The 24,407-nt window shown below is 70.7% G+C and carries 24 protein-coding genes; 4 read left to right on the forward strand and 20 right to left on the reverse strand.

Annotated elements, in window-relative coordinates; translation table 11 throughout:
• Positions 1-34: 34 nt before the first annotated feature.
• The 3 genes from ADK67_RS06870 (at position 35) to ADK67_RS06880 (ending at position 1,790) form a co-directional block, all read left to right on the forward strand.
• Entirely contained in the window at positions 35-496 is a 462-nt protein-coding gene (locus ADK67_RS06870) for a hypothetical protein (RefSeq protein ID WP_053715526.1), read from the forward strand.
• Between the two features lie 68 nt (positions 497-564).
• Positions 565-1,125 carry an RNA polymerase sigma factor gene (locus ADK67_RS06875; protein WP_053715527.1) on the forward strand — a complete coding sequence of 187 codons (561 nt, stop codon included), beginning with the start codon at positions 565-567 and terminating at the stop codon, positions 1,123-1,125.
• 98 nt (positions 1,126-1,223) lie between these two features.
• Positions 1,224-1,790, forward strand: coding sequence for an RNA polymerase sigma factor (locus ADK67_RS06880; protein WP_053715571.1), 567 nt, complete (start codon positions 1,224-1,226; stop codon positions 1,788-1,790).
• A gap of 395 nt (positions 1,791-2,185) precedes the next feature.
• Here the strand turns inward: ADK67_RS06880 and ileS are convergent, their stop codons facing one another.
• The 15 genes from ileS to ADK67_RS06950 form a co-directional block, all read right to left on the reverse strand.
• Positions 2,186-5,293, reverse strand: coding sequence for an isoleucine--tRNA ligase (ileS, locus tag ADK67_RS06885; RefSeq protein ID WP_053715528.1), 3,108 nt, complete (start codon positions 5,291-5,293; stop codon positions 2,186-2,188).
• A 276-nt stretch (positions 5,294-5,569) separates the two neighbouring features.
• Positions 5,570-5,779 carry a hypothetical protein gene (locus tag ADK67_RS55035; protein ID WP_331459247.1) on the reverse strand — a complete coding sequence of 70 codons (210 nt, stop codon included), beginning with the start codon at positions 5,777-5,779 and terminating at the stop codon, positions 5,570-5,572.
• Positions 5,780-6,125: 346 nt separating this feature from the next.
• Positions 6,126-6,941, reverse strand: a complete 816-nt coding sequence (wag31, locus tag ADK67_RS06895) for a DivIVA-like cell division protein Wag31 (RefSeq protein ID WP_053715530.1) — start codon at positions 6,939-6,941, stop codon at positions 6,126-6,128.
• Between the two features lie 51 nt (positions 6,942-6,992).
• A complete protein-coding gene (locus ADK67_RS06900; protein ID WP_053715531.1) occupies positions 6,993-7,283 on the reverse strand; it encodes a YggT family protein in 291 nt (96 codons plus the stop codon).
• Positions 7,284-7,303: 20 nt separating this feature from the next.
• Complete coding sequence (locus tag ADK67_RS06905) at positions 7,304-7,921, reverse strand: cell division protein SepF (RefSeq protein ID WP_053715532.1); 618 nt, start codon at positions 7,919-7,921, stop codon at positions 7,304-7,306.
• 71 nt (positions 7,922-7,992) lie between these two features.
• Complete coding sequence (locus tag ADK67_RS06910) at positions 7,993-8,691, reverse strand: YggS family pyridoxal phosphate-dependent enzyme (protein ID WP_053715533.1); 699 nt, start codon at positions 8,689-8,691, stop codon at positions 7,993-7,995.
• The gene (gene pgeF, locus ADK67_RS06915) at positions 8,688-9,392 is read right to left on the reverse strand and encodes a peptidoglycan editing factor PgeF (RefSeq protein ID WP_053715534.1); all 705 of its coding nucleotides are present in this window, start codon (positions 9,390-9,392) and stop codon (positions 8,688-8,690) included. Before pgeF ends, ADK67_RS06910 begins: the two co-directional genes overlap by 4 nt.
• A 274-nt stretch (positions 9,393-9,666) precedes the next feature.
• Positions 9,667-11,004, reverse strand: a complete 1,338-nt coding sequence (gene ftsZ / locus ADK67_RS06920; protein WP_053715535.1) for a cell division protein FtsZ — start codon at positions 11,002-11,004, stop codon at positions 9,667-9,669.
• Between the two features lie 209 nt (positions 11,005-11,213).
• Positions 11,214-11,726, reverse strand: coding sequence for a DinB family protein (locus ADK67_RS06925; RefSeq protein ID WP_053715536.1), 513 nt, complete (start codon positions 11,724-11,726; stop codon positions 11,214-11,216).
• An 84-nt stretch (positions 11,727-11,810) separates the two neighbouring features.
• Positions 11,811-12,572 carry a cell division protein FtsQ/DivIB gene (locus ADK67_RS06930; protein WP_053715572.1) on the reverse strand — a complete coding sequence of 254 codons (762 nt, stop codon included), beginning with the start codon at positions 12,570-12,572 and terminating at the stop codon, positions 11,811-11,813.
• Positions 12,573-12,644: 72 nt separating this feature from the next.
• The gene (gene murC / locus ADK67_RS06935; RefSeq protein ID WP_053715537.1) at positions 12,645-14,042 is read right to left on the reverse strand and encodes a UDP-N-acetylmuramate--L-alanine ligase; all 1,398 of its coding nucleotides are present in this window, start codon (positions 14,040-14,042) and stop codon (positions 12,645-12,647) included.
• A complete protein-coding gene (gene murG / locus ADK67_RS06940) occupies positions 14,039-15,142 on the reverse strand; it encodes an undecaprenyldiphospho-muramoylpentapeptide beta-N-acetylglucosaminyltransferase (protein WP_053715538.1) in 1,104 nt (367 codons plus the stop codon). The genes murC and murG overlap by 4 nt, the downstream gene beginning before the upstream one ends.
• A gap of 40 nt (positions 15,143-15,182) precedes the next feature.
• Complete coding sequence (gene ftsW, locus ADK67_RS06945) at positions 15,183-16,634, reverse strand: putative lipid II flippase FtsW (protein ID WP_053715539.1); 1,452 nt, start codon at positions 16,632-16,634, stop codon at positions 15,183-15,185.
• Between the two features lie 61 nt (positions 16,635-16,695).
• Positions 16,696-16,869, reverse strand: a complete 174-nt coding sequence (locus tag ADK67_RS48150; RefSeq protein ID WP_063797520.1) for a DUF397 domain-containing protein — start codon at positions 16,867-16,869, stop codon at positions 16,696-16,698.
• A gap of 19 nt (positions 16,870-16,888) precedes the next feature.
• The gene (locus ADK67_RS06950; RefSeq protein WP_053715540.1) at positions 16,889-17,734 is read right to left on the reverse strand and encodes a helix-turn-helix domain-containing protein; all 846 of its coding nucleotides are present in this window, start codon (positions 17,732-17,734) and stop codon (positions 16,889-16,891) included.
• 104 nt (positions 17,735-17,838) lie between these two features.
• Here ADK67_RS06950 and ADK67_RS06955 point away from each other — a divergent pair, with 104 nt between their 5' ends.
• Complete coding sequence (locus ADK67_RS06955) at positions 17,839-18,159, forward strand: hypothetical protein (RefSeq protein ID WP_053715541.1); 321 nt, start codon at positions 17,839-17,841, stop codon at positions 18,157-18,159.
• Here ADK67_RS06955 and murD read toward each other — a convergent pair.
• The 5 genes from murD to ADK67_RS06980 all read right to left on the reverse strand — a co-directional run bounded on the left by murD (position 18,147) and on the right by ADK67_RS06980 (position 24,235).
• Positions 18,147-19,526 (reverse strand): UDP-N-acetylmuramoyl-L-alanine--D-glutamate ligase, encoded by a 1,380-nt coding sequence (murD, locus tag ADK67_RS06960; RefSeq protein WP_053715542.1) that lies wholly within the window; start codon positions 19,524-19,526, stop codon positions 18,147-18,149. The genes ADK67_RS06955 and murD overlap by 13 nt on opposite strands.
• 2 nt (positions 19,527-19,528) lie before the next feature.
• Positions 19,529-20,617, reverse strand: coding sequence for a phospho-N-acetylmuramoyl-pentapeptide-transferase (gene mraY / locus ADK67_RS06965; RefSeq protein WP_053715543.1), 1,089 nt, complete (start codon positions 20,615-20,617; stop codon positions 19,529-19,531).
• Positions 20,614-22,074: a UDP-N-acetylmuramoyl-tripeptide--D-alanyl-D-alanine ligase gene (locus ADK67_RS06970; RefSeq protein WP_053715544.1), complete on the reverse strand. Its 1,461-nt coding sequence runs from the start codon at positions 22,072-22,074 to the stop codon at positions 20,614-20,616. The genes mraY and ADK67_RS06970 overlap by 4 nt, the downstream gene beginning before the upstream one ends.
• A complete protein-coding gene (locus ADK67_RS06975) occupies positions 22,071-23,600 on the reverse strand; it encodes a UDP-N-acetylmuramoyl-L-alanyl-D-glutamate--2,6-diaminopimelate ligase (protein ID WP_053715545.1) in 1,530 nt (509 codons plus the stop codon). The genes ADK67_RS06970 and ADK67_RS06975 overlap by 4 nt, the downstream gene beginning before the upstream one ends.
• Positions 23,601-23,737: 137 nt before the next feature.
• Positions 23,738-24,235, reverse strand: a complete 498-nt coding sequence (locus ADK67_RS06980; protein WP_053715546.1) for a hypothetical protein — start codon at positions 24,233-24,235, stop codon at positions 23,738-23,740.
• Positions 24,236-24,407: the final 172 nt, after the last annotated feature.

Raw genomic sequence — 24,407 nt, forward strand, 5'->3', positions numbered from 1 at the left:
AACGGACCATACGGTCCCGTACGGAGGTGTCGTCATGATCGAGAACGTGCACACCCGACTGTTCGCCGACAGCCCGGACCTGGTCGACCGGATCGTGGAGCTGTGGCCGTCCGACCGCTGGCCGCCGCTGGTGCTGGACCGGCCGCTGGGCGTCGGCGCGGACGGCGGGCACGCTTTCGTGCGCTACCGCTGCACCGCCCACGTGCCCGGCCGAAGGGTCGAGTTCGCCTTCGACCCCCGCATCGGCCTGATCGGTTCGCACGTCCTGGAAGCGATCCCGGGCGGGTTGCGGCACACTCTCACCGGTCGGCCGCGCGGCCTGATGCGGCTGTGGTGGCCGCTGGCCGTGCGGTGGTTGCACGACGCCCTGCTCGAAGACCTGCTCGACAACGCGGCCCGCGCCGCCGGCCACCCGCCCGTTCGCCCAGCCCGGTGGTCGACGTGGGTCCGGTTGCTGCGCGTGGCGGCCGAAAAGGGCGCTCGACGACCCGCTTGACCGGATTTCCTCCACAACCCCCGGTCTCGTCCGTCTACCCGGTACCGGGACCAGAGGGGGGAGGGTCAGTGACGCCGGAGGATCCCGACGACCACGCGGCCACCTTCAGCGACTTCTACCACCGTGAGCGAACCCGGCTCTTCCGCTTCGCGGCGGTGATGTCGCCGCACCTGGACCACGAGTCCGCGGTCCAGGAGGCGTTCGTCGGCGCGTGGCGGCACTGGCCGGTGATCACCCCCGGAGCCAGACGTGCTTGGCTGGTGAAGACGATCCGCAACCTGCTGGTGGACCAGGCCCGCCGGCGGGAGCGGCCGGGCGACCTCACCGACGAGGTGATCGCCCGGCAGCGCGGCACGTACCGGATCCTGGTGCCCAGGCAGCGGGACCCCGAGACGTGGCACGAGCTGGTCAGCACGCTGGCGGCCGTCGCGAACCTGCCGGACCACCTGCGCACCGCGCTGGTGCTGCGGTTCTGGGATTTCGACGACGACGAGATCGCCGACGTGCTGGGCTGTCGGCGCGCGTCCGTGCGGCGCTACGTGTCGCAGGCACGGGCGCGGGTCAGCGAGCAGGTCGGCAACGAGGAGCGACGGGTGCGCGGCCCGCAGCGCGGGAAGGAGACGTCATGACCGACGAGCTGGACCCCCGACTCGACCACCTGCGCGCCGAACTGGCCGACGCCATCCCGGAGGACCCCGGCACGGACGACGTCGGGGTGGCGGCGATCATGGCGCAGGCCACGAGGCACGAGCGGCAGGCGGCACTGGTCGTGGCCGCAAAGTCCGGTTCACGGGAGGCCCTGGACTCGCTGGTGGCCGAACTGACGCCGCTGGTGTGGCACGTGGCCAGGGGCAACGGCCTCGACCAGACCACCGCCGAGGACGTCGTGCAGACCGTGTGGCTGAGCCTGCTGCGCCACCTGGACCGCCTGGTCGAGCCACGGGCCGTGGCCGGCTGGCTGATCGTCGCCACCCGCCGCGAGGCACAACGTGCCTGGCGCGACCTCAACGGCCGGCCCGCCCTCTCCACCGACTCCGCCGTCGACCTGCCGGCCGACCGCTGGCTACCGGAACCAGAAGCCCTCCGCGACGACCGCGACCGCCGCCTGTGGCACGCGTTCAACGCCATGTCCCGCCGCTGCCAGGAACTTCTGCGCCTGACCGTCCTAGCGGGCCGCGCCGAATACCGCGCCGTAGCCGAGGCCCTCTCAATGCCGCGCGGCTCAATCGGCCCAACAAGGGGCCGCTGCCTGAACCAACTCAGAACCCGCCTGGAAGAGGACGACGTGCGCTGACCGCCACCCCCGGAAGAGATCACCGACCGGACGCCCAGCCATATCTCACGCGTGCGCCAACCAAGCCCTCCCTCACAAAGGGAGGGCTTCGTGTCATCCCGCCGACCTGGCTGTGCCCTACCGCGCGTGTCAAGGGGGCCGTTCACCTCTACCCGCGGCTTCCACTGTTGGCCGCCCCCTTGACGCGGGTGGTAGCCCGGAGGGAGGTCGGTGGGATGACACGAAACCCGCACCACAACGGACCCGGCGCTTAACCACCCAACCCGGCGTCATCCTGCTGATCTGCCCGTCCGGCGAGGACATGCTTTTAAGCTTTTGAAGCCCTCAAACACATCCTCGCCGCCCAACCCAGACCCGAGCCTGACCCAAACCCCAACCCCGACCCAGCCCCCGAGTCAGACCCGCACGACCGCGACCCTGACCTTCTGACCATCGCCAACCACGCCGTCCGACCCCTCGGCGACCTCGCCATACGCCACCGACTCGGCCAACGTCTCCTCCTTCACAAACGCCTCGAACCGCCGCACCGCGTCCTCCACCACCAACGGCAGCTGCAACGTCAACGCGATCCGGTCCGACACGTCCAGCCCAGCGTCCTTGCGCGCCTGCTGCACCACGCGCACCAAGTCGCGCGCCACGCCCTCGGCCGCCAACTCCTCCGTCACCACGGTGTCCAGCACAACCAGCCCACCGCTGTTCGGCAACGCCGCCGTCGCGCCCTGGTCGGTGGCGACCAGCCGCTGCTCGTACTCCTCCGGGAACAGCTCGATCCCGGCGGCCACGACGCGACCGTCCACCTCCTGCCAGTCACCGGCCTTCACGGCCTTGATGACCTTCTGCACGTCCGGCCCGAGCCGGGGCCCCGCGGCACGCGCGTTGACCGCCAGCTGGAAGTGGCCGTGCGCGTCCACGTCCGTGGTGAGCTCGACCTCCTTGACGTTCACCTCGTCCCGCAGGATCTCGGTGAACTCCTCCAACTGCCCCACCGCGCCGGACGCGATCACGAGCTTCGCCAGCGGCAACCGCACCCGCAGCTTGTTCGACTTCCGCAGCGACAACGCCGTGGACGCCACCTGCCGCACCTGGTCCATCGCGGCCACCAGCACGTCGTCCGCGGGCAGGTCGGACGCCACCGGGTAGTCGGCCAGGTGCACCGACCGGCCACCGGTCAACCCGCGCCACACGGACTCGGTGGTCAGCGGCAGCAGCGGCGCCGCCACCCGGCACACGACCTCCAGCACGGTGTGCAGCGTGTCGATCGCGTCCTGGTCGCCGGACCAGAACCGGTCGCGCGAACGCCGCACGTACCAGTTGGTCAGCACCTCCAGGAACTCCCGGATCGATGCGCACGCGCCCGAGATGTCGTACCCGTCCAGCTGCGCGGTCACCCCGGCCACCAGGTCGTGCGCCTTCGCCAGCACGTACCGGTCCAGCACGTGCTCCGACGACGTCCGCCAGTGCCCCTCGACCCCGTCCGCGTTGGCGTACAGGGCCAGGAAGTACCAGGAGTTCCACAGCGGCAGCACGGCCTGCCGCACCGCGTCGCGGATGCCGCGCTCGGTCACCACCAGGTCGCCGCCCCGGAGGATCGGCGACGCCATGAGGAACCAGCGCATGGCGTCCGACCCGTCGCGGTCGAACACCTCGTTGACTTCCGGGTAGTTCTTGCGCGACTTGGACATCTTCTGCCCGTCGTCGCCCAGCACGATGCCGTGCGCCACGCAGTTGCGGAACGCGGGCCGGTCGAACAGCGCCGTGGCCAGCACGTGCATGGTGTAGAACCAGCCGCGCGTCTGGTTGTTGTACTCGACGATGAAGTCGCCCGGGTAGTGGTCCTCGAACCACTGGGCGTTCTCGAACGGGTAGTGGACCTGGGCGAACGACATCGAGCCGGACTCGAACCAGCAGTCCAGCACCTCGGGCACGCGCCTCATCACGGACTTCCCGGTCGGGTCGTCCGGGTTCGGCCTGGTCAGGTCGTCGATCGTCGGCCGGTGCAGGTCGGTCGGGCGCACGCCGAAGTCGCGCTCCAGCTCGTCCAACGACCCGTAGACGTCCACCCGCAGGTACGCCGGGTCGTCCGACACCCACACCGGGATCGGCGAGCCCCAGAACCGGTTGCGGGAGATGTTCCAGTCGCGGGCGTTCTCCAGCCACTTGCCGAACTGGCCGTCCTTGACGTGCTCGGGCACCCAGTTGATCTGCTGGTTCAGCTCGACCATGCGGTCCTTGAACTGCGTCACCGCGACGAACCACGACGACACCGCCCGCTGGATCAGCGGGTTGTCGCACCGCCAGCAGTGCGGGTACGGGTGGTCGTAGGTCTCGTGGCGCAGCAGCAGACCCGCTTCCTTCAGGTCGCGGATGATCGCCTTGTTCGCGTCGAAGACCTGCTGACCCTCGTACGGCGGCACGTCGGCGGTGAACCGGCCGTGCGCGTCGACCGGCACGACGACCTCGATGTCCGCCGCGTCGGTGACGACCTTGTCCTCTTCACCGAACGCGGGCGCGATGTGCACGACGCCCGTGCCGTCCTCGGTGGTGACGTAGTCGGCGGCCAGCACCTGGTGCGCGTTCTCCCGGCCGACGAAGAAGTCGAACGGCGGCGCGTACTTGCGGCCCACCAGGTCGGCGCCCTTGCAGCGGGCCACGACCGGCGGCTCCTCGCCCAGCTCGCGGGCGTACGCGGGCACGCGGGCCTCGGCGAGCAGGTAGCGCTCGCCGTTCGCCTCGACGGTCACGTAGTCGACGTCCGGGTGCACGGCGGCGGCCAGGTTGGACGGCAGCGTCCACGGCGTCGTCGTCCAGACCAGGGCCAGCTCGCCGGTCTCCAGGCGCAGGCCGACGGTCACCGCCGGGTCCTGCCGGTCCCGGTAGGTGTCGTCCATCTTGGTCTCGGTGTTGGACAGCGGCGTCTCGCAGCGCCAGCAGTACCAGAGCACCCGGAAGCCCTCGTAGACCAGGCCCTTGTCCCACAGGGTCTTGAAGGCCCACATGACGCTTTCCATGTAGTCCAGGTCGAGGGTCTTGTAGTCGTTGTCGAAGTCCACCCAGCGCGCCTGCCGGGTCACGTAGTCGCGCCACTGGCCGGTGTACCGGAGCACCGACGTGCGGCACGCCTCGTTGAACTTCTCGATCCCGAACGCCTCGATCTCGCTCTTGGACGAGAACCCGAGCTGCTTCTCCGCCTCGACCTCGGCGGGCAGGCCGTGGGTGTCCCAGCCGAAGCGGCGCTCGACGTGCTTGCCGCGCATGGTCTGGTAGCGCGGGACGAGGTCCTTGACGTAGCCGGTGAGCAGGTGGCCGTAGTGCGGCAGGCCGTTGGCGAACGGCGGGCCGTCGTAGAAGACGAACTCGTTCGCCCCGTTGTCCCCCGCCGGACGGGCGTCGATCGACGCCTGGAACGTCCCGTCCGACTTCCAGAAGTCGAGGACACCCTGTTCGAGGGTGGGGAAGGACGGCTGGGAGGGAACGGAACCCTCGCCTGCCTTCGGGTAGGCCATCGTGCTGCTCCTCGCGTGCGGACAACCGGCTCACGGGGACGACACGCCGGTCACGGCGCACCGCGGTACCACCCCGCTTGCCAGAGCGCGAAGCACTGGCCACTCTTCGACGGCTGTGACGGGCCGCACCCGTCCGGTTCTACTGGGGCCCATCCCCGTGGGGACACGCGCCCGTTCTTCCGGAGGCTCCCCGGTGATGGCCGGATCAACGCCGTGCTACCACCCAGGGTAGCCGAACCGCGCAAACAGCTTTGCGCCGCGGATCAGCCGGCGCGATCAGCCGGCGGGCTCCGACCGGTCCGCGGTCCGCTTGCGGGCCGCGAGGCCGGCGTCCGGGCGGCACACCGCGCACGGCGTGAAGCCCAGTTGGCGCGCCTCGTCGACCGGCAGGCCCAGCGACGCCCGTGCGGCGAGCCAGGAGCAGTCGGCGAGGTGGTAGCGCGGACGCTCGTCCAGCACCCGGACCTCGTCCGTGAGTTCGCTCACGATCAAGGCGTCGGCCGCGTCCGTGTCCTCCTCGTCAGGTTCGAGTTGTGCCTGATCGGGTGGACTTTGCGGAGCTTCGTCCCCGGCGCCCTCCGGTGCCGACCGTTGCTCGACAGCGCTAGGCTGATGATCAACAACTGCGGCGCCGGCAGCCTGGGGACCCGACCGGCGGCGAAGCCACCAGTCGAGCACCAGGACCACGGCAGCGGCCCCGCTCGCACCCACGGACAGCCAGGCCCAATGAGTCTGGGCGCTGGTGAGCGCGGGCACGAGCAAACCCAGGGCTGCCAGCACCAACAGCAGGACTATGTAGAGCACGCCCAGCAGACTAGATCAGCAACGCCGATCAGCCGGCTTCGGCGCGCGCCCCGAACGAGTAGCCACCCTGCTGGCGGCCGTCGGACGGCGCGGCGGGGCCGCGGTCCTGCAGGTCGCGCAGCGACGACTCGAGCATCGTCTTGAGCCTCGTCCGGTACTCGCGCTCGAAGGTCTGCAGCTTGTCGATCTGCTTCTCGAGCGTGTTCTTCTCCTGGGTGATGTTGCCCATCACCTCGGCGTGCTTGCGCTGCGCGTCGCGGTCGAGCGCACCGGCCTTCTCACGGGCCTGCCGCTCCAACGTCTCGGCGCGGGTCCGCGCGTCGTTCAGCATGGTCTCGGCACGCGTGCGCGCCTCGTTGACCATCGTGTCGGCCTTGGCTCGCGCCTCGGACAACAGCTGCTCCGACTTGGTCCTGGCCTCCGACAGCATCCCGTCGGCTTCGGCCTTGGCCTCGCCGGTGAGCCGGTCGGCCATCTCCTGGGCCAGTCCGAGCACCTTGGCGGCCTGGACGTGGTGGTCCCCACCACCGCCGGGCGATGTCTGCTCCAGCGCCGAAGGGGGCGGCACCGGAGCGAGCCTGCGGGGCTCGTCCACGACGCGGCTCGGGCCGACACCCGCGGCAACCTTCGCCCGGGCGTCTTCGAGGTCGGCACGCGCGGTCTCGACCTGCTGGTCGAGCTGCTCGACCTGCTGGCGCAGGTCGTTGTTCTCCTCGATCAGGCGGGCCAGTTCGCCCTCAACCAGGTCGAGGAACGCGTCCACCTCGTCCTCGTTGTAGCCCCGCTTGCCAATCGGCGGCTTGCTGAACGCGACGTTGTGCACGTCCGCGGGGGTCAACGGCATCAGATCACCTCACGCACTCCTGGGCTGTGGAGATCCCTGGACCCTGTCCCCTCACAACGGCCTGGGATCGGCTACTCGCATCAGAATGATAACGACCAGCAACAGCACAATAATGGACAAGTCCAGTCCGATGCCCCCGATCCGCACGGTCGGGATGATCCGACGCAGCAAGCGGACCGGGGGATCGGTCACGGTGTAGACGGTCTCAAGCGCCACCGCGACCCCGCCCGCAGGCCGCCATCCCCTGGCGAAACTTCGGACGAGCTCCACGACGACACGCGCCGTGAGCAGCAGCCAGAACGAGAACAACACGTAGTAGACCACGAGCCAGAGGGCATCCACATGCTCAACTGTGCCACCACTCAGCCCTGGTTGAGGAACCCACCCTCCGCGAGTCGCCGGCGATCCTCCGCCGTGACGTCGATGTTGGGGGGTGAGAGAAGGAACACCTTGTTCGTCACCTTGTCGATCGAGCCGCGCAGCGCGAACGCCAACCCGGCCGCGAAGTCGACCAACCGCTTGGCGTCCGCGTCGTCCATGTCGGTGAGGTTCATGATCACCGGCGTGCCGTCGCGGTAGTGCTCGCCGATCGTCCGCGCCTCGTTGTAGCTGCGCGGATGCAGCGTGGTGATGCGGGCGAGCGGGTTGCCCGCGGGCTCCGGGGCGGGCCGCAGCCTGCCGACGGGCTCGCGCTGCGGCTCCACGGCCAGCGCGCCGTGCGTGTCCGGGCTCCACGGCCGACGCGGGCGGGCGCCGCGCTCCGGCTCGTAGTCGTCCGCCTCGTCCAGTTCGGCCCGGTAGCCGTTGAACGAGCGGCGGCGGGCGGTGCGCTGTTCGGGGTAGGCCTCGTACTCTTCCGGGTCGGCGTACTCGGACCGGTAGTCCGCGTAGCGCCGGTCGTCCTCGTAAGCGGCCGGGTCGTCGGCGTACTCGGCGGGAACCATCCCGAAGTAGGCCTTCAGCTTGTGAAACCCGCTCATGGCTCGAGCCCTTCCTCCGCCGAGATCCCTACCCGCAAGGACGTCGCGGCCGTCCCAGAGGTTCCAGACAGTTACGGCGAGGCTAGTCTCCGGCTGCCCAGCAACGCTGTTCCGACACGCACGCACGTGGATCCGTGCGCGATCGCATCCTCCAGGTCACCGCTCATCCCCGCCGAGATCACGGTGGCATCGGGATGATCGACCCGCAAGCGGGTTACCGCTTCGTAAAGAGCGGCAAACGCCTGCTGTGGAGACATCCCGAGGGGTGCGACGGTCATCACACCTCGAAAAATAAGTTCACTCGAACGTGCTACGTGATCGGCCAGTCGCGGTAGGTCACCGATCGGGTGGCCGCCGCGCGTCTCGTCGCCGTCGATGCTGACCTGGACCAAGACCTCGACGGGTTCGGTCGCGGCCTTGGCGATGGCGTCGGCGAGCCGGACCGAGTCGACCGTGTCGATCCGGTCGGCCCAGCGGAGGACCGACTTGGCCTTGTTGCGCTGGAGCGAGCCGACCATGTGCCACTTCGCGGGCGCGTCCGGGCGCAGTGCGGCGAACTCGGCGGTCTTGCGGCTGGCCTCCTGGTCGCGGTTCTCGGCGAAAGCGGTGAGGCCGAGGTCGCTGAGGATGGCCACGTCCTCGGCCGGGAAGGTCTTGGTGACGGCCAGCAAGTCCACCTCATCGGGTGATCTTCCGACGGCCGCGCACGCCTTGGCGATGCGGTCCTTCACCTCCGCGAGTGACAGGGCCAGCTCGTCGTGCCGGTTCACGGCTCCATCCAGACGACGCCCGCGAGCCGCCCCGTGCCCGGGTCGCGGCGGTGGCTGAACAGGGACTTCTCCTCGACCGTGCAGCGGGGGTCGACGCCGATCTTGGCCACGCCGGCGTCGGCGAGCTGCTGCCAGAGGCCGGCGCGCAGGTCGAGGGCGGGCTTGCCGGACCGGGTCTTGGAGGCGCTGCCCGGCAGGTGCTTCTCGACGTCGTCGCGCATCGCGGCGGGCACCTCGTAGCACTGGCCGCAGACGGCGGGGCCGAGCAGGACCTCGATGCGGTCGTTCCGCGCGCCCAGCTCGACCATGCGGTCCAGGGTCGCCGGGATGACGCCGACCCGTGCGCCGACCCGTCCGGCGTGGACAGCGGCGATCACGCCCGCCTCGGGGTCGCCGAGCAGCACCGGCACGCAGTCGGCCGTGAGCACGACCAGCCCCAGCCGCTCCTGCTTGGTGACCACGGCGTCGGTGGCCTCCAGCGGCTCCTCGACCGGCCCGTCGACCACGCCGACCGTCCGGCCGTGCACCTGTTCCATCCAGACCAGCCGGTCCGGTTCGAGCCCGATCCCCTCGGCGAGCCGCTTCCGGTTGGCTTCGACGGCCACCGGGTCGTCACCGACGTGGTCGCCGAGGTTGAAGGAGTCGTAGGGGGGTTTCGACACGCCGCCTTCGCGGGTGGTCAGGACACGACGGATGCGCACCCCCCAAGCTTCCCAGACCCCGCGTGTCGAACCCTCGCGTCCCGCGAGTCGAACCCTCAGGCACCGCGTGTCGAACGCTCAGGTACCCCGAATTCAACGCTCGGGTCGGGCGTGTCGAACGCGCAAAACCCCCGGGTCCGACGCTCCGGACGGCCGATCGCCGTCCTGAGCGTTGAACTCGGGGGTCCTGAGTGTTCGACACGCCCGACCCGAGCGTTCGACACGCCCGACCCGAGCGTTCGACACGCCCGACTTGAGTGTTCGACTCGCGGGGTCAGCGACGCATGAACGGTGGCACGTCGACCTCGTCGTCGGGGTCGTCCGTCACCGGGACGGCCCGGCTCGGCAACGACCCGCTGGTGTTCCCCGGCACGCCAGGCGACAGCGACCTCGGCATGGTCGGCTGCGGCGTGGTGTACGGGGACTGGCCGTTGCCCTGGCCGGACTGCGGCTGCTGCGGCACGGTCGGCCGCGGCGCGACCGGCTGCTCCACCTGCTGCACGGGCTGCGGCTGGTGCTGGTGCTGCGGTTGCTGGACCTGGTGGACCTGCGGCACCGGCTGGGGCTGCGGGTTGTGGTTCACCTGACCCGCAGTGGCCGAGGCCACGGGCGTGCCACGCGGCGGGCTGGACAGAGCCTGCGGCTCCAACTTCTTGTGTGTCGGCCCGCCACTGTCAAAACCCGCCGCGATCACCGTCACACGCACTTCGTCGCCGAGCGAGTCGTCGATGACCGTGCCGAAGATGATGTTCGCGTCGGGGTGCGCGGCTTCCTGCACCAGCGAAGCCGACTCGTTGATCTCGAACAGCCCGAGGTCGCTGCCACCGGCGATCGAGAGCAGCACGCCGTGCGCGCCCTCCATCGAGGCTTCCAGCAACGGCGAGTTGATCGCCTTCTGGGCGGCTTGGACTGCTCTTCCCTCGCCTCGCGCGGAGCCGATGCCCATCAACGCGCTGCCCGCGCCGGACATCACCGACTTGACGTCGGCGAAGTCCAGGTTGATCAGACCGGGCGTGGTGATCAGGTCGGTGATGCCCTGGACACCGGACAGCAGCACCTCGTCCGCGGAGCGGAACGCGTCCATCAGCGAGACGCCGATGTCGCCGAGCTGCAGCAGCCGGTCGTTCGGGATCACGATGAGGGTGTCGCACTCGTTGCGCAGGGCCTGGATGCCGTCCTCGGCCTGCTTGGCGCGGCGCTTGCCCTCGAACGAGAACGGTCGCGTGACCACACCGATGGTCAGCGCGCCGAGCTTGCGGGCGATCGAGGCGACCACGGGCGCGCCACCGGTGCCCGTGCCACCGCCCTCGCCGGCGGTCACGAACACCATGTCCGCGCCCTTGAGGACTTCCTCGATCTCCTCGCGGTGGTCTTCGGCGGCCTTGTGGCCGACTTCGGGGTTGGCGCCTGCACCGAGGCCGCGGGTGAGTTCGCGGCCGATGTCGAGCTTCACGTCGGCATCCGACATGAGCAGCGCCTGGGCGTCGGTGTTCACCGCGATGAACTCGACGCCCTTGAGCCCGACCTCGATCATGCGGTTGACGGCGTTGACACCGCCACCGCCGATGCCGACGACCTTTATCACCGCGAGGTAGTTGTGCGGGGGCGTCATCGGTCCGCCTTCCTGATCGTGTCCGTGCTCATGTGCTGGAGTGGATGACCACCGGTGTCACAGCCCGGACGGATCTCCACCCGGATTGAAACTCTCAACCAGAGGTTCAGAGTTATGTCAACCCCGTATGTTCCTGCTGGACGTTATGCATCGCGAATGCCTCGGTCCAGCAGCCACGCCGTGTTGTGTCCTGACCGGGTGAGCGGTCTTTACTCGCCGGTCACCCCGTCGAGCAGTTCCCGCACCACGTCCAGGTGCCCCGCGTGCCGACCCGTTTCCTCGATCATGTGGATCAGCACCCAGCGCGCGGAAAGCCGCTTGTCCCCTCGGAACGCCACCTCGTGGTCGAGGTCGAGGCCCGCGACGAGTTCACGACTCACCGTGCACTGCTCAGCGTAGTCGGCGATCAATCCCGAGATCGTCTCGCCCGGCTCGACGCGCCAATCGGCGTCCGGGTCCTCGCGGGTGTAGGGGGCGCGGGAGGGCCGCCCGTGCAACGCCACCTCGAACCAGTAGTGCTCGACCCACCGCAGGTGCTTGACGATGCCCGCGGCCGTGTTGAGCTGCGACGGGAGCACGGATCGCACGGCGTCGTCGTCGGACAGCCCGGCGCACTTGAACTCGATCGTGCCGCGCAGGAAGTCCAGGAACCCGCACAGCAGGGCACGTTCGTCGCCGGTGTACGGGAGTTCGATCCGGCTGTCCACCGGCGTCTGCGTCATTCCCGAAGTATCACCGCGGCACCGCGCCGGGACGATCGACTTTCCCGGATCCGCCCTGTGGCGGGTTTCACCACGTCACGGGGTTTACGAGACGGTGGGCAGCTCGGGGCTGGACACGTCGAACACGGTGCCCTTGCGGGTCATCAGGACGTCCAGCACGGCGGCCTTGCGCGGGGTGTCGGCGGGCGAGCCCCAGCGGACCTCGCGGCTGCCGCTCAGCATCAACCGGATGTCCGACGGCGAGTCCGCGGCGACGCTCAGCACGTCCTCGCGCAACGACGCCGGCACCTGCGTGAGCACGGTCACCGCCGCGACGACCGCGTCCGGCGACGCCGTCAGCTCCGGCAGGCCGTCCGGCGGCTGCACGACGGTCGCGTAGTCCTTGCCGGTCACGTCGACCAGGTGCGCGCCCTCGGGTGCCATGATCACCGCGACCGGCTCCCGCTCGTCCACGGTCAGCCGCACGGTGCCGGGCACGACCCGCTCGACCTCCACCCCGGCGACGCGCGGCAGCTCGCGGACCCGTGCGGCGACCGCGTCGACGTCCAGCCGGACCAGCGGCGTGCCCGGCTCGATCGCGGCGGCCACGCGGACCTCCTCGCCGGTCAGGTTGGCGTTGCCGCGCACCTCGACCTCGCGGACGCCGAGCGCGGGCGTGAACCAGACCGTGCAGACGACGACGGTCACCACGAGCATGGCGAGGATCGCGCCGAGCCTCCGGCGGACCACCTTCCGCCGGTACAGGTCGGCCCGCGACGGGCGGCGGGTCGGGCGTCGCCGCGCCGCCGGACGGGAACCCGGCCCGGAGGCCGCGCCCGGACGACGACGCGGCGCCTGCGTGCTCACGTCACGCCTCGCCGGCACGGTGCCCGGCAGGTGCGCCGGACGTCGTGCCGGGTGATCCGCTCACGAACCCGCTCATGCCCGGTCCAGCTCGCCGACGATCTCCGGCCCGAGCATGGTCACGTCGCCCGCGCCCATGGTCACCACCAGGTCGCCCTCGCCCACCATGCTCGCCACCAGCGCGGGCACCCGGTCGAACGACGGCTCGTAGACCACCTTGCCGACGTCGAGCGGCACCAGGCCCGAGACCAGCGCGCCGGTGACACCGGGCTCCGGCTCCTCCCGCGCGCCGTAGACGTCGAGCACGACCACGCCGTCGGCGGTGCCGAGCGCGGCGGCGAACTCCTCGGCGAACAGCCTGGTCCGCGAGTACAGGTGCGGCTGGAACACCACGACCAGCTTGCCGTCGCCCGCGACCGGCCGGGCGGCGGCGATCTGGGCGGCGACCTCGGTCGGGTGGTGCGCGTAGTCGTCGTACACCCGCACGCCGCCGGCCTGGCCCTTGAACTCGAACCGCCGCCGGACGCCGCCGAACGCGGCCAGGCCGATCAGCACGCCCTGGCGGTCCGCGCCCAGTTCCAGCGCGGCGATCAGGGCGGCGATGGCGTTGCCCGCCATGTGCTCGCCGGGCACGGCCACGCGCACGTCCAGCAGCTCGCCGTCCAGCTCGACCCTGGCGACGCCGCCGGAGTCGGCGGGCCGGTAGTCGACCAGGCGGACCGAGCCGGGGCCGGTGGCCGTGCGGCCGTACGCGCGGACCCGGATGCCGAGCTTCGCGGCCCGTTCCGCCAGCGCCGCCGAACCCGGGTCGTCCGCGCACGCGATCAGCACGCCGTCGGGCTCGATGCGCTCCAGGAACGAGTCGAACACCGCCACGTACGCCTCGACGGTGCCGTGGTGGTCGAGGTGGTCGGCCTCGACGTTGGTCACGACCGCGACCGACGGCGAGAAGTAGAGGAACGAGCCGTCGCTCTCATCGGCCTCGGCGACGAACACGCCGCCGGTGCCCTGGTGCGCGTTCGCGCCGGACTCGTTGAGGTCGCCGCCGATCGCGAACGACGGGTCCATCCGGCAGTGTTGCAGAGCGACCGTGAGCATCGAGGTGGTCGACGTCTTGCCGTGCGTGCCGGCGACGCACGCCACCCGGTGGTCGAGCATCAACGCGGCCAGCGCCTCGGCCCGCCGCAGCACGACCGTGCCGCGGGCGCGGGCTTCCACCAGCTCCGGGTTGTCCTCGCGGATCGCGGTGGACACGACCACCGCCGTGGGACCGTCGGGCAGCTGGTCGAGGTTCGCGCCGGCGTGGCCGACCGCGATCGCCGCCCCCTGCGCGCGCAGCGCGAGCACGGTGCGCGAGTCCTTGGCGTCGGAGCCGGACACCTGAGCCCCGCGGGCCAGGAGGATCCGGGCGATGCCGCTCATGCCCGCCCCGCCGATGCCGACGAGGTGCACGCGGTCCAGGACGTCGCTCACTTCTTGATCACCTCAAGCACCATGCGGGCCAGCACCTCGTCCGCTTCGCGGTGACCGGTGCTCAGCGTGGCCGTGGTCATCGCGGCCAGCCGGGCGCGGTCGGAGACCAGCGGGACCACGTTCGCCGTGATCCAGTCCGGGGTGAGCTTGTCGTCGGGCACCAGCAGGCCGCCGCCGGCGGCGACGACCGGGCCCGCGTTGAGCGACTGCTCGCCGTTGCCGATCGGCAGCGGCACGAACACCGCGGGCAGCCCGACGGCGGACACCTCGGCGACCGTCATCGCGCCGGACCGGCACAGCACCGCGTCCGCCGCCGCGTAGGCGAGGTCCATCCGGTCCAGGTACGGCACCGGCACGTACGGCGGCGCGCCCGGCACCGACTGCACCGCGACGGTGTTCTTGGGTCCGTGCGCGTGCAGCACCCCGACACCGGCCCGCGCGAACGCGGACGCGGCGCCGGACACCGCGTTGTTGATCGACCGCGCGCCCTGCGAGCCGCCGAAGACCAGCAGCGTCGGGGCGGTCGGGTGCAGGCCGAAGTGGGCGCGCGCCTGCTGCCGCAGCTCGGCGCGCTTGAGGGAGGTGATCGAGTAGCGCAGCGGGATGCCGATGATCTCGGCGTCGGTCAGGCCCGAGTCGGGCACCGCGGCGGCGACCCGCGCGGCGAACTTCGCGCCGACCTTGTTGGCGAGGCCCGCCTTGGCGTTGGCCTCGTGCACCACGATCGGCACCCGGCCGCGGGCGGCGAGGTAGGCGGGCAGCGCGACGTAGCCGCCGAAGCCCACCACGACGTCGGCGCGGACCCGTTCCAGCACCTCACGGGTGTGCTTCACGGCGCCGCGCACCCGAAGGGGCAGCTTGAGCAGGTCGGGCGTCGGCTTGCGCGGCATGGGCACCGGCGGGATCAGCTCCAGCGGGTAGCCGCGGGCCGGCACGAGTCTGTTCTCCAGGCCGCGCTCTGTGCCGAGCGCGATGACCCGCGCGTCGGGCCGAAGCCGCATGACCGCGTCGGCCAGGGCCAGGGCTGGCTCGATGTGCCCGGCGGTGCCGCCTCCGGCGACCACCACGCACGGTCCGGCCTGCTGGGGAACCCCGGTCACGCATTTCCTCCTCGCGTCGGTGTACCGCTGTCCGGTACCGCTAACGCCCGTCACGCCGCCTGGACCGCGCGTCCCGGTCCTGGCCGGCCTTTCGGGATTCGCGACGACGGTACTCCGACGGCGGAGCGTGACGGCCGGCCATCCTCCGCTCGTCCACGGGCGGTGGCGCGGCCTTGCGGCCTCGGGGAGGCGGCGACGGCCGCACGGGACGGCGCTTGGGCGGGGGTTTGTAGACCACGGGCGCGGGCAGCTTCAGGATCCCGCCGACCCGACCAGGGCCGAGGGACCGCAACGCCGAGACCGCGTCCGGCTCGTGGCGGGCGCAGTTGGCGAGGATGCCGAACACGAACATCGTCGTGACGACCGACGTGCCGCCGGAGGAGATCATCGGCAGCGTGATGCCGGTGACCGGCAGCAACTGCACGACGTAGCCGATGTTGATCGCGGCCTGCGCGACCAGCCAGACGGTCAGCGTCGCGGCCACCATGCGGATCCACGGGTCGGTGTTGCGCGCCGCGATCCGCAGGCCGACCACCGCGAGCAGGACGAACAGGCCCAGCACCAGCACGCAGCCGATGAAGCCCAGCTCCTCCCCGATCACGGCGAAGATGAAGTCGCTGTGCACGTTCGGCAGATAACGCCACTTCGAACTGCCGTTGGTGAGGCCCTTGCCGAAGAACCCGCCCTCCGCCAGCGCGTACAGCGCCTGCAACGCCTGCAGCCCGTCACCCTGCGGATCGGCGGCCGGGTTCAGGAACGTCTGCACGCGCTTGAGCCGGTAGTCCGAGCCGAGCGCCAGCACCAGCGCGCCGGTCACCGCGCCGATCGTGATGATGCCGAAGATCCGCATGGGCGCGCCGACGAACCAGAGCAGGCTCATCAGCACGACACCCAGCGTGATCGTGCCGCCGAGGTCGGGTTGCAGCATCACCAGCGCGAACACCAGCATCGCCACCGGCACGACCGGGACCAGCAGGTGCCGGTACTGGTCCAGGAGGGCGCGCTTGGTCACCAGGACGTGCGCGCCCCACAGGGCCAGGGCGAGCTTCGCGGGTTCGATGGGCTGGAACGAGATCGGCCCGACCGTGAACCACGACTGCGCGCCGCCCAGGACCGAGCCGAGCGGGGTCAGCACGAGGAAGAGCAGGACCACGCAGACGAGCATCGCCATCGTGCTGCCGTGCCGGATCGTGCGCAGCGGTATGCGCAGGACGATCAGGAAGACGATGGCGCCGACACCCACGTACAGCAGTTGCTTCTTGAACACGCTGTAGGCCGACGCGCCCTCCGCCACCTCGCCCGGCGCGGACGCCGACAGCACCATGATCAGGCCGAGCACGGTCAGCATGCCGAAGATCGCGAGCAGCAGGTGGAAGTCCGCCAGGGGACGGCCGAGCCAACCGGTCAACGACGTCCGCACCGCGACCACGCGCTTGGTGCGCCGTGCCGATCGTGGCGGTCGCTCCACCGGGGTCCGGTCCACCGCAGTCATGTGCCCATAGTCTCCCGCGCGGGTCGGCGAAACCCGCCAATCGGCCGCGTGTCAGCGAGATTTATCCCCGCTTGACACCGGCCAGGAAGATCGCCATGGCACGGCCGGGGAACTCCAGCGCCGGTCCGGCCACGTTCTTGCTGTCCCGAACCCGGAACGCCGATGCGGACGACGACAGCTCGACGCAGGCCCCGCCACCATTGCTACGGGTGCTCTTCCGCCACTCCGACCACATCGCGTTCTCCTAAGCCGAGCTAGAGCTGACCCATCACCTGCCTGATCAGCGCGATCGACTCTTGCGGGTCAAGCGCTGTGGCACGCAGATGATCCAACACCAGGCTATACCGGTCGACCTCGGCGGCTTCCTCCAAATAGAGCCCGCCAGTCAGGTTCTCGATGTAGACCACGTTCGGCAGGTCCACGAACTTCAGCAGGTGGAAGGCGGTCCCCATCGCCATGTGCTGTCCCTTGCCGAAGGGAAGCACCTGGAGCGTCACGTTGGGCAACTCGACCACCTTCGACAGGTGGTTCAACTGCTCCTCATGGACTTCACTGCCACCTACCTCTCGGTGGAGCGCGGCCTCGTCAATGATCGCCCAGACCGTGAGCGATCCATCCTCGATCCGCCGCTGTCGAGCCTGGCGCAGCTCAGCGCGCTTGTTGATCACCTCGTCCGACGCATCCGGCGCGTAGGCACGCATCGACCACCATGAGTAGGCAGGAGTTTGGAACAGGCCTGGGATGAGGTCGATCTCGAAGATGTTGACCGCCGTGGCCTCGGATTCCAGGACCACGTACTCGGAGAACCAGTCGAACAGGACATCGCCGTACACGTGCCACCAGCCGCGCTTCTTGGCCACCTTCGCCAACCGCAGCAGCCAGGCCGTCTTCTCGGGTGCGGCCCCGTAGAGTTCGGCGAGTGCCCGGGTGTCTACTATGGACACACCGGTGTACGCCGACTCGATGCGGCTGATCTTGGACTTCGAGTAGCCCAGGTTCTCGACCACATCATCGAAGTCGAGCCCTGCCTCCTCGCGGAGTTGGGTCAGCGCGCTCGCCAGGACGCGCCGCCGGACTCCCGGGCCTTGGTTCTGCGGCATGGGTGCGACATTAGCGGGAAACGGGGCCACTGATCGGGTGAACTCCTGCCGATACGCAGGTTGCCGTGTTGCACGACAGGCAGCTGAAGTGCACCTTTGGGCGCATGATCTCCGACGCGCTGGCCCGCGCCTTCCACCTGCTCGACCAGGACATGCTCGGCTACCTGGACACCGTCGAACGGCTGACCGACGAACGCGAATCCGACGACGAAACCGTGCGCGCCGTCGCACGCACCGAGGTCCCCCGCCTGATCGCGGCCCTGCGGGGCACGCTCACCAACCACCAGGCCGACGCCTTCGGGCTCTGCCTCGGCTGCGCGCCGACGTGGCTCGACGGCCGGTTCACGCGCACCCCGTGGCCGTGTCCGGTGGTTGACGCCGCCCACGCCTTCCTGAAGGACCCGGACAGCATCTACCCGCGCTGACCGACCAACTCCACCACCGCGTCGGCGAACGCCTGCCCGCGGTGGGCGTAGTCGCTGAACATGTCCATCGACGCCGCCGCCGGCGCCAGCACCACGGCATCCCCCGGCTTCGCCAGCGAACGCGCGGCGCGCACGGCGGCCTCCATCGACACGGCGGCATCGTCGGAAGGGTCCAACACCGTCACGGGCACCGACGGCGCGTGCCGGGCCAACGCCGAGGCGATCACCTCGCGGTCCGCCCCGATCAGCACCGCCCCGCGCAACCGATGCGCCTCCTCGCGCACCAACTCGTCCACCGACGCACCCTTGAGCAGCCCGCCGGCCACCCACACCACGCTCTCGTGCGACCGCAACGACGCCGCCGCCGCGTGGGGGTTCGTGGCCTTGGAGTCGTTGACGTACGCGACCCCGTCGGCCGTCGTCACCAGGACGGCCCGGTGCGCGCCCGGCTTGAAGTCGCGCAATCCGCGCGCCACCGCGTCCGCCGGCACACCGTGCGCACGGGCCAGCGCCGCCGCCGCCAACGCGTCCGCGATCCCGGGCGGCCCACCGGGGTGGACGTCGGCGGCCGGCAGCAACACCTCGTCGGACGGCCCGAACGCCCTGTCGACCAACTGCCCGTCGTGGACCCCGAGCTGCCCTTCCTCCGGCGACCCAAGCGTGAAACCGACGTGCGCGGCGGCCGGCGAAGAGGCCAGCAGCGCGGCCACCACGGGATCGTCCACCCCGCCGACGGCGACCTCGCCGGTCAGCACACCGGCCTTCGCCGACGCGTACGCCTCGAACGTGCCGTGCCAGTCCAAGTGGTCTTCGGCCAGGTTCAGCAGCACCCCGGCGAACGGCCGCACGGACGGCGACCAGTGCAGCTGGAAGCTCGACAGCTCCACCGCCAGCACCCGGCGCCCGGCCAGCAGGGCGTCCACCACGGGCAGGCCGACGTTGCCGCACGCCACCGCGTCGATGCCGGCCGCACGCAGGATCGACTCCAGCATCCCGACCGTCGTGGTCTTCCCGTTCGTGCCCGTCACGGCGAGCCACGTCGGCGGGTCGGCCAGCTCCAGGCCCATCCGCCAGGCCAGCTCGACCTCGCCGATCACCTCGATGCCCGCCGTCGTCGCCGCCTCCAGCAACGGGCTGGACGGACGCCACCCCGGGCTGGTCACGACCAGGTCGGTGCCCGCGGGCGGCGAGACCAGCCCCGGCGTCAGCGTCACGCCGGGCAACAACTGCTCCAACGCGGCCAGGCGGTCCGCCGAACCGTCGGTCACGGTGACGACGGCGTCCGCCGCCAGCAACGCCTCCGCCACCGACCGGCCGGTCACCCCGGCGCCGGCGACGAGGACGTGGCGACCTGCGAGGAATCCCATCGTCAGCTCTCGACCGCGGTCAGCCACTCGCTGTAGAACAGGCCGAGCCCGAGCATGCAGCACATGCCCGCGAGCAGCCAGAACCTGATGATCACCGTGGTTTCCGCCCACCCGGCGAGTTCGAAGTGGTGGTGGAACGGCGCCATGCGGAACAACCGCCGTCGTGACGTGCGGAAGACCGCGACCTGCAGCACCACCGACAGCGCCTCGACCACGAACAGACCGCCGATGACGACCATCAGCAGCTCGGTGCGGGTGGTGATGGACAGGCCGGCGACCAGGCCGCCCAGCGCGAGCGAGCCCGTGTCGCCCATGAAGATCTTGGCGGGCGCGGCGTTCCACCACAGGAAGCCGATGCAGCCGGCCATCGCGGCGGCGGCCACCAGCGCCAGGTCCAGCGGGTCGCGCACGTCGTAGCAGCCGGCCACGAGCAGGTTCGAGCAGTTGTAGCGGAACTGCCAGAAGCTGATCACCACGTAGGTGCCGAGCACCATCGCGGACGTGCCGCCGGCCAGGCCGTCGAGGCCGTCGGTCAGGTTCACCGCGTTCGACCAGGCGCTGATCGCGGCGTAGCAGAACACGACGAAACCGACGATGCCGAACGACACCACGGCGATGTCGCGCACGAACGACAGGTTCACCGAGGCGGGCGTCATCCCGTCCTTGTTCGGGAACTGCATGACCAGCACCGCGAAGATGATCGTGGCGACGAACTGGCCGACGAGTTTCGCGGTCTTGTTCAGGCCCAGGTTGCGCTGCTTGCGGATCTTGATGAAGTCGTCCAGGAAGCCGACGACGCCCAGCGACGTGGTCAGCATCAGCACGAGCAGGCCGGACGCGCTGGGCGTCTGATCCTGCGCGGACGCCGACATGGAGTTCACCAGGTGCGCGCCGAGGTAGCCCGCCCACATCGCGACCAGGATCGCGACGCCACCCATGGTGGGCGTGCCGCGCTTGGTCTTGTGGCTCTGCGGTCCCTCTTCGCGGATCTCCTGGCCGAAGCCCTGCCGGGAGAAGATCTTGATCAGGTACGGCGTCAGCATGATCGACGTGATCAGGGCGATGGCCGCCGCGATCAGGATGCTCTTCACTTGCTGCCCGCCTCCAGGAGAGCCTCGGCAACCCGCCACAGGCCGTATGAGTTGGATGCCTTCACCAGGACGACGTCACCGGGCCGCACCTGGTCGCGCAGCAGCTCGACGGCCGCCGTCACGTCGGGCACCAAAATCGCTTCTTCGCCCCAAGATCCTTCCAGGTGCGCCCCTTGGTGCATCGCGCGGGCTTCCTGACCGACCACGACCAGCTTGTTGATGTCCAAGCGGACCGCGAGCCTGCCGATCTCGTCGTGCGCGCGGATCGAGTCCGCGCCCAGTTCGGCCATCGGGCCCAGCACCGCCCAGCTGCGGCGCGCGGGCGTGGCGGACCGGGAGATGGTGGCGAGCGACTTCAGCGCCGCACGCACCGACTCCGGGTTGGCGTTGTACGCGTCGTTGACGATGGTCACACCGTCAGGACGTTCGGAGACCGCCATGCGATGCGCGGAGACCCGTGCCGCCGTGCCCAGGCTCTCCGCGATCTGATCCGGGGTCGCGCCGAGTTCGAGCGCGATGGCGGCGGCGGTGAGGGCGTTGCCGACCTGGTGCGGCCCGTGGACGGCGAGGCGGACGTGCGCCTCGCCGCGGGGCGTGACCAGGGTGAAGCGGGCGCGGGCCTGCTCGTCCAGCTCGACGTCCTTCGCGCGGACCTGCGCGGCCGGGTTCTCGCCGACGAGGACGACCTTGGCCCTGGTGCGGCCGGCCATGCCCGCGACGAGGGGGTCGTCCGCGTTGAGGATCGCGATGCCGTCCTCGGGCAGGGCCTCGACCAGTTCGCCCTTGGCCTTGGCGATGCCCTCGCGCGAGCCGAACTCGCCGACGTGCGCGCTGCCGACGTTCAGGACCGCGCCGACGCGGGGCGGGGCGACCTGGCACAGCTCGGCGATGTGGCCGACGCCGCGGGCGCTCAGCTCGAGGACCAGGAACCGGGTGTCCTCGTCGGCGCGCAACGCCGTCCACGGGTGGCCCAGTTCGTTGTTGAACGATCCCGGCGGCGCGATGGTCGGGCCGAGCGGCGCGAGCACCTGGGCGATGAGGTCTTTGGTGGACGTCTTGCCGGACGACCCCGTCACGCCGACGACGGTCAGGTCCGCCAGCCGGTCCGTGACGTGCCGGGCGAGCTTGGCCAGCGCCTTCAGCACGGCCGCGCCCGCGCCGTCGGTGTCGCCGGACAGCACGTAGGCGTTTCCCTCGGCCCGGTCGACGGGCGGCGCGATGACGGCGGGCGCGTCGACCTCCCGGCCCGCCAACACGCCGACCGCGCCCTGTGCGACGGCTTGGGCGGCGAAGTCGTGGCCGTCGACCCGTTCGCCGGGCAGCGCCAGGAACAGGCCGCCGGGGGTGATCTTCCGGGTGTCGAACTCGACGCTGCCGGTGACCACCTCCGCGCCGGTGGCGCGGTGCAGCTTGCCGCCGACGACCTCGGCGATCTCGGCGAGGCTGAGCTGGATCACCGGGTGGCTCCTCTGATCGCTTCGGTCAGTGCGTCCACGTCGGAGAACGGCTGCACGACGCCCGCGATCTCCTGGCCGGTCTCGTGGCCCTTGCCCGCCACCACGACGACGTCGCCGGTGTTCGCGAGGGACACGGCGTGCTCGATGGCGCGGCGGCGGTCGCCGATCTCGACGATCTCGCCGCGCTCCTCGTCCGGCACGGCCAGCGCGCCGCTCAGCATCGCCGCCCGGATGTGCGCCGGGTCCTCCGTGCGCGGGTTGTCGTCGGTGACGATCAGCACGTCGCTGCGCCGTGCGGCTTCCTCGCCCATGAGGGGGCGTTTCGCCGTGTCGCGGTCGCCGCCGCAGCCCAGGACCGTGATGACGCGGCCGGTGGCGCGGGCGCGGACCGCCTGGAGGGCGAGCGCGACGGCGGCGGGCTTGTGCGAGTAGTCCACGACGGCGGTGAAGCCCTGGCCCTCGTCCACGCGCTGCATGCGGCCGGGCACCTGGACGTCCCGGAGGCCTTCGCGGACGGCTTCGAGCGGGATCCCCCGGACGTGCAGGCAGGCGATGGCCAGCAGGGCGTTGGCGACGTTGAAGTCGCCGGGCAGGCTCAGTTCGACGTCGAGCGTGACGCCGTCCGGGCCGTGCGCGGTGAACGCCTGCTCACCGGTGGCGGAGACGGTGACGTCGGTGGCCGTCCAGTCGGCGGGCTTCGTGGTCGCGACCGTGACGGTGGCGTCCTTGACCAGGCGCGGGCCCCACTCGCCGTCCACGCAGACCACCTCGGTGCGGGCCCGGCCGTCGAACAGCTCGGCCTTGGTCCGGAAGTAGTCCTCCATGTCCGGGTGGAAGTCCAGGTGGTCCTGGGAGAGGTTGGTGAACGCGCCGACCGCGAACCCCACGCCGCCGACCCGGCCCAGGCGCAGGGCGTGGCTGGAGACCTCCATGACGACGTCCGTGGTGCCGCACTCGACCATCGCGGCCAGCAGTGCCTGCAGGTCAGGGGCCTCGGGGGTGGTGAGGGCGCTGTCGAGCCGGTTGCCCGCGACGCGCGTCTCGACGGTGCCGATGAGTCCGGTAGCGCGACCGGCCGCGCGCAGGGCCGACTCGATCATGTAGCTGGTGGTGGTCTTGCCGGACGTGCCGGTCACGCCCCACACGGCGAGCTTGGTGGACGGGTCGCCGTACACGCCGGAGGCCAGCAGCCCGAGGACCGCGCGGGGGTCCGGGTGCACCAGCACGGGCACGCCGTGGACCTTCGCCGCGCCTTCCGCGTCGGTCAGCACGGCCACCGCGCCGTTCTCCACGGCTTGGGCGGCGAAGTCGGCGCCGTGCACCCGCGTGCCGGGCAGCGCGGCGAACAGGTCGCCGGGCCGCACGTGCTGGGCACGCAACGTCACGCCGCTGACCTGGACGTGTGCCCGGTCGGGAGCGGTCAGGTGCGCATCGACGGTCGTGGCGAGCTCGGACACGGCAACGGGCTGGGTGCGGGAAGGGCGAGGCGGAGCGGTCGCGACCTTGCCCTCGAGCTTGGCAGGCACGCGCGGAAGGCTACCGGCGCACGGAGAGTGTTCGACCGGCACGTCCACTCCGGACCGGTTCACCCGTCCCGAGACGCCACTGAACCTGAATTGTTTTGCACATTAGTGACGCGAGGATGTGTCACTAGGGGGACGGATCAGCAGTCACCCCGGTAGGCGACGGCGGTTTCGCGCGCGGCGGCCGTCGGTTCGTCGTCCAGGGCCGCGGTCGCGTCCATCGCGGGCACGCCGTCGGCGAGCGCGCGCTTCGCCTCGGCCGCCGCCAGGGCGACGGCGCGGAAGTGCGGGCCCGCTTCCGGGAGTTCCGCGAGACGCAGGCCGAACAACGCCATGCTGCTGACGTGGGTGTCCACGGTCCGCCGTTCCTCCGGGGTCTCCCCGTCGGCCAGCGCGAGCCTGGCCAGGGAGAACACGGGACCGGCGGAGGCGCTGAAGGCGTACAGGTCCGTGCACAGGTCGGCCGCGGACGTCGACGGTGCGCGCGAAGACGTGGCCGTGGGCGACGACGCGGTGGAGACGGGCGCCAGCGACGAAGCGGACAGGTCACCGGAACCGGCATCGGAACCGCACGCCACCAGGGCGACCATCACGACGCCCACCACCGCCACCGAGCCGGACCGGCCGAGTTCTCCCATGCCGAGGACGGTATTCGCGGTCGACCCGGCACGGCCGACGCCGGCAGGAACCGGCCGCTAGGGCGATACACGCCCTAGCGCGTGTTTCAGATGTGGCGTAGCCAGATGTTGATGGCTGCGATGTGGACGGTGGCCTTGTAGCGGACGGCGAGTTTGTCGTACCTGGTCGCGA

The organism is Saccharothrix sp. NRRL B-16348, from assembly GCF_001280085.1.
In the GTDB taxonomy this organism is placed as follows: Bacteria; Actinomycetota; Actinomycetes; order Mycobacteriales; family Pseudonocardiaceae; genus Actinosynnema.